Source organism: Rhodoferax sp. (assembly GCF_018063565.1).
Taxonomy (GTDB): Bacteria; Pseudomonadota; Gammaproteobacteria; order Burkholderiales; family Burkholderiaceae_C; genus Rhodoferax.
Genome location: NZ_JAGPBB010000155.1, coordinates 1 through 4753, shown reverse-complemented (window position 1 = coordinate 4753; position 4753 = coordinate 1). Strand labels below are relative to the sequence as shown.

Below are 4753 nucleotides of genomic sequence, written 5' to 3'. Positions count from 1 at the left end.
CCACCACTCATGCGCCCATCCGGAAATTATGTAAAGCTCACCAGACCGTTAAATTCGACTCTTCACAGTGAAGAAAGCCACCAATGAACCAAAACTGTTGATAACTGGGCACTGTGCATAAGGGCACGTTTGAGTCGTTGGCTCCTGTCAGGTTTCGGGCAGCTCCAATTGGAAGTTCTTGGCGTCCAGTTAGCCGTCGTTCGTCAGCGACGGCAGATGGCCCAGACCTGCCATTGAGACAAGACATTACCGGTTTGATGCATTCAGCCAAACCAGTGCTGCATAAATAGACCGTGGACAAATTTGACCTCCACGTGGTGATGAAGGTGAAACTACTCTTCCTTTCCAGCCAAAGCCACGATGGCTGAGCAGTCAAAATGTACTTGTTGGTGCCGAGGTCACGAATGGACTTGATGTTGAACGCCTTTACCAGCAATTCATCACATCTGGATGTTGAACCAGAGCCCTATTGTCGCCACGAATTCGCATGAACCCAAGACTCGTTTTAAATTGATGGCAGCCTTTCCAAAAAGCAAAGACACCTTAAGGTCAACAGGGTGCTTCGCAACAGTGTTTTGAAATGACTTTGCGCACGCCAAAGTTGATCGGGTCTAGTGACCCCCGAGGGCTGGCTCAAAAAGGGGCGCTGACCCTGAAATGACTGCAACATTCCCTTCGGTCACAACGCGGACCCTTTCATTTTCAGCCCCCCTTTGCCGCTGGACTTATCCCCGCCATGCCGAGCAAGGTGACCGCACCCTGCTCATGAAGTCCGTCGCTGTCGCGACCCACCTGCATTTCACTTCGGACCGCCCTCGGGCGTAGCCAGAGGCACAGGGGTGTGTGCCTGTGCAGCTTTGCTGTTGTCGTGCATTTGGGTGGCTTGCCAACGCCTCGCTGAGTGTTTCGCCTGGGTTTCACTTTAGCCCGAGCCGCTCTTGCTGCCGGGGCTTTCGCGGCATAAAGCCGCTTTGTACCGGTTGCCAGTCACTGGCGTGTACGAGCACCCAGTACGCGCTTTTTATTCCACGCTCCCCCACAGCACCAAGGGTTGCAGTCACTGCGCTGACGCTTCGTGTCACCAACCCCTTAGAGCTTGGTCGGTCTTCATGCCACCCCTTTGCGGCGAAAGAACTCAGCGAGGCGATGACCATTTAACCAACCCAAAGGACAAGCACCATGACAACAGCAAACCAAACCACTTCCACCAACGGCTCTGAATCTTGCAACACGATGACCGAACGCAATGCGTAAAGGTCAGGAAATCACTTTTTTACTCACGGAGAAATCACCATGGCATACACACACTCTCTGGCCTCGCGTTTTGGATACAACCAGACCTCGCTGCGCTCAAGCTCACCCCTTTCGAACGAGGACATCATGAGCGTGGCCCCTTCGATCCTGGCTCACGAAAAACATGTGAGTCGTTCTGACCGTTACACCTACATTCCGACCATTACGGTTCTGGATGGTCTGCGCAAGGAGGGTTTCAGCCCCTTCATGGTGTGCCAGACCCGCACCCGCGATGATCAAAAGCGCAGCCATGCGAAACATTTGATTCGCTTGCGTCACGCCAGCCAGATCAATGCCAGCGAGGCCAACGAAGTGGTTTTACTCAACAGCCATGACGGCACATCCTCCTATCAAATGCTGGCAGGCGTTTACCGGTTCGTTTGCTCCAATGGGATGGTCTGCGGTGACACACAAAGCGATATCCGGGTTCGCCACACCGGCGACATCGTCGACAACGTCATCGAGGGTGCTTTTCGGGTATTGGATGGGTTCGACTTGGTGGACGGTCAGCGCGAAGGCATGAAATCTCTGACCCTGGATGCCGGTGAACAAGCTGCATTTGCGCGCGCGGCCCTATCGCTCAGGTATGACACCGAAGTCAGCCCGGCCCCGGTGACAGAAAGTCAGCTCCTTCGCCCCAAACGTCAATCTGATGTGGCCGCTGATCTGTGGACAACCTTCAATCGGGTGCAGGAAAACATGATCCGGGGCGGTCTGCGCGGTCGCAGCTCAAGCGGCAAAGCCATGCGGACCAGAGAAGTGCAGGGGATTGACCAGAACATCAAACTTAACCGGGCACTGTGGGTGCTGGCCGAGGAGATGCGCAAGATCAAGGGCTAATGTGGACCCTGCCCCGGGTTTGCCGGGGCACTTCGGTTTGGTTCTGCTTCGGCAGTCTCAGTCTCAAGGGAGGTCGGTTGGCGCTTGAGTGTCACGCAGAGCGTGAAGGGCTTTGATTTGTTTTGTTGTTGACAACAGAAAGGGTGGGCCAACTGGCCCTGGGGTGGGGGCTCAAAAAGGGGCGGTCGATGGTGTGGATATGCCCTTCGGGCAAAACTTCAACTCATCTTTCCCCTTTGCCGCCGGGCTTATCCCCTCACGGGTGTCATCACTGAAGCTGTGTTTTTGGTGGCATCAGAGTTGGCCATTCGTTGTCTGTATCGAGGGCTTGGTCGTGGCCGACTGGCCTGAGGCCACTTTGGAGGCCATCCTTGCGTTCGTAGCGTTGGTCGAAAGCAAACGACTTCAAGCAGGTAAAGCTGACCAAATTGGCGTGCTTGATCTTCTCGGTCGCGATGCCGTTGTCGCCCAACAGCTCGGCCTGAATCTCGGTGACTTGGTGAAGGTCGAAGACGATGGATGAGTGCGGGATGTTGAGCGCCGAGATCTTGCCTTCAGTCGGTAACGGCTGCACCTTGCCGCCGGCGACTTCTGGTGAGTCGGCGAGTAGTTCGAGCACCATGAGCGCACCGTGTTCGGTGCGTGTCTGCCAGCGCCATGAGAGTTTCTTCCCACTCTCGTTTTCGGCACGCTCGAAACCCATTTTCTTAAAGTTGTCTTCCAACGTTCGGTACGCCTCGGTATCGGCCAAGATTTGCAGGTCGATCACAATGTCCACGTCCATGGTGCCGGCATGCGCGGGTACAACGGGTGGTCGAGCTGTTACCAGATACCTTGGTGTAAGACCACCTATGAGGTAGACGGAATTCTTCCACGGGCCTAATCCGCGCATCAGCGTCACCAGGACGCGCTCGCAGTCAAGCGTGTACTGGTCGCTGTAACCGTCGAGGGTTGCGGGCTTGGCCATCAAAAACCGATCCTTTCTTTGCGCAGGTGTTCCGCCATTTCCCTGGCACGGCCTTCGCCGCGCAGCAAATCGAGGTAGACCTGAATTGGGCTGGCCAGCCAGATGCTGTCCACTTGCTCCCGGAAAAGTAGTTCGCCGGGCGATTTCGCTTCAATGATCACGAGGTTCGCTCCTTCATTGACCACGCGTGCGCCAAGTGCGGCGATTGCCGCATCGGCGGCTTCGCTGACCAGCAAGCGGGCGCGCACCTGGGAAATACTGGACAGAAACGGCGCGTAACGCTGTGCAGCGGCCTCAAAACTGATTGCATACCCGACCTCCCGAGCAGCGAAGACTTGTCCAATGTGCTGCACCAAGGTGTCCGCCTTGCTAGAGGGAACGTAGTAGCGGCGCTGCACGGGACTGCGGATCGATGCAAGCTGTTTCGCCCAGGCATCCAACAGCGCCCCGGGCTCTGCAAGGCGCCGTTCTTTGCTTGGACCTTGTCCACGTGAGGCCAGCCAGTCGAATCGCTCCAGTTCCGTCAAAACTTGGGAGGCGGTTGCTGGCGACACCTGCGATTGTTCGGCTAGATCCTTGACACCGAACCAGTTTTGATAACGAATCAGCAAGGTATGCAGCACCTGCGCACGCCGCCCCGAAAACAAGGAGAGCACAGATTTCGCCAAAGTTCTGGGCGGTGGCCTGTCGATGTAAAGATAGGCCCCCTGAGCAGGCAAGAACAGGCTGCCCCCGCTGTCGTAGTACCCAAAGCGCTCTGTCCTGAGCAGTTCCTTGGCTCCCGGCGAGATGGACTCCGCGACCAAGACTGCGACCACTTCGTCGCCACTTTGGGCTTTTGGCCTGTTACGGCTGATTTCTCTGAATTGCCAGAGAGCTTCACGCACATCTCTTGGATAAACGACTTTTTTTACCTCAATCAGAATTGTGAAAGACTTGCCTGCGATGAACAGGTCGATTTGGGCGTCGTGCTTCCTGAGACCGGTCAACCCGGCAGGCTCCCAGTGATGCAGGTCAGCCTGAACCTCTGGCAGCGCCCGAAGCGTATCGAGAAGCTGGCTAATTAGCTGTCGTTCGGTCGAGTTCGACTCAAGCATCATGGTTTATGGGTTCTTTGCTGCGCAGTAAATATGCCAATACTAGCGAATATTCAATGAAATGGCAATATTTACTGTTCAGCGAATATTGTTATCCCAACCTGGACATCCCGACGTATCGCCGCCGGGCTCATGGGCGTTGATGTTCCCTGGTTGCGATTAATTTTGAGATAGTTGACGGAATTTCGACTATCGCGATCACGAGTTCGAATTGATTGTTTTACGGATTCGGGCTATTCCACGGGGCATTTTGCAAGGCAAAAGCGGGATGCCCATTCCAAGCGCGCCTGTTCGGCTTGGTCGTGGCCGACTGTCTTGAGGCCACTTTACAGGCCACCCTTGCCGACGCTCAACAAGGGCAGTTGAGCCTTTTGGGGTTCGGCGCGTGCCCTGCGGTCACCACCACCTCCCACGCCAGCCTCAACTCCCCTTGGCCGCTGGGCTTATCCCGGGGATCGGCCAACAGGGTGTGACCTGATGGCCCTTTGACTGCCCGTCGCTTTGCGACCCACCTGCGTTTCACTTCGGACCGCCCTCGGGCGTAGCCAGAGGCACG

3 protein-coding genes are annotated in these 4753 nt (G+C 55.9%); 1 reads left to right on the top strand and 2 read right to left on the bottom strand.

Annotated features, from left to right (window positions below; genetic code table 11):
• The first annotated feature begins 1293 nt into the window (after window positions 1-1293).
• A complete protein-coding gene (locus KBF66_RS18855; protein ID WP_296661196.1) occupies window positions 1294-2133 on the top strand; it encodes a DUF932 domain-containing protein in 840 nt (279 codons plus the stop codon).
• Window positions 2134-2401: 268 nt separating this feature from the next.
• Here the strand turns inward: KBF66_RS18855 and KBF66_RS18850 are convergent, their stop codons facing one another.
• Together KBF66_RS18850 and KBF66_RS18845 are read right to left on the bottom strand one after the other, a co-directional pair.
• The gene (locus KBF66_RS18850; protein WP_296661194.1) at window positions 2402-3100 is read right to left on the bottom strand and encodes a hypothetical protein; all 699 of its coding nucleotides are present in this window, start codon (window positions 3098-3100) and stop codon (window positions 2402-2404) included.
• On the bottom strand, window positions 3100-4197 hold the full coding sequence (locus KBF66_RS18845) for a type IV toxin-antitoxin system AbiEi family antitoxin (RefSeq protein ID WP_296661191.1): 1098 nt from the start codon (window positions 4195-4197) through the stop codon (window positions 3100-3102). Before KBF66_RS18845 ends, KBF66_RS18850 begins: the two co-directional genes overlap by 1 nt.
• Between the last annotated feature and the right edge of the window lie 556 nt (window positions 4198-4753).

Bases quoted from the DNA above. Each gene is read 5' to 3' on its own strand.
- KBF66_RS18855 (WP_296661196.1), top strand. From the start codon at position 1,294: ATGGCATACACACACTCTCTGGCCTCGCGTTTTGGATACAACCAGACC.
- KBF66_RS18850 (WP_296661194.1), bottom strand. From the start codon at position 3,100: ATGGCCAAGCCCGCAACCCTCGACGGTTACAGCGACCAGTACACGCTT.
- KBF66_RS18845 (WP_296661191.1), bottom strand. From the start codon at position 4,197: ATGCTTGAGTCGAACTCGACCGAACGACAGCTAATTAGCCAGCTTCTC.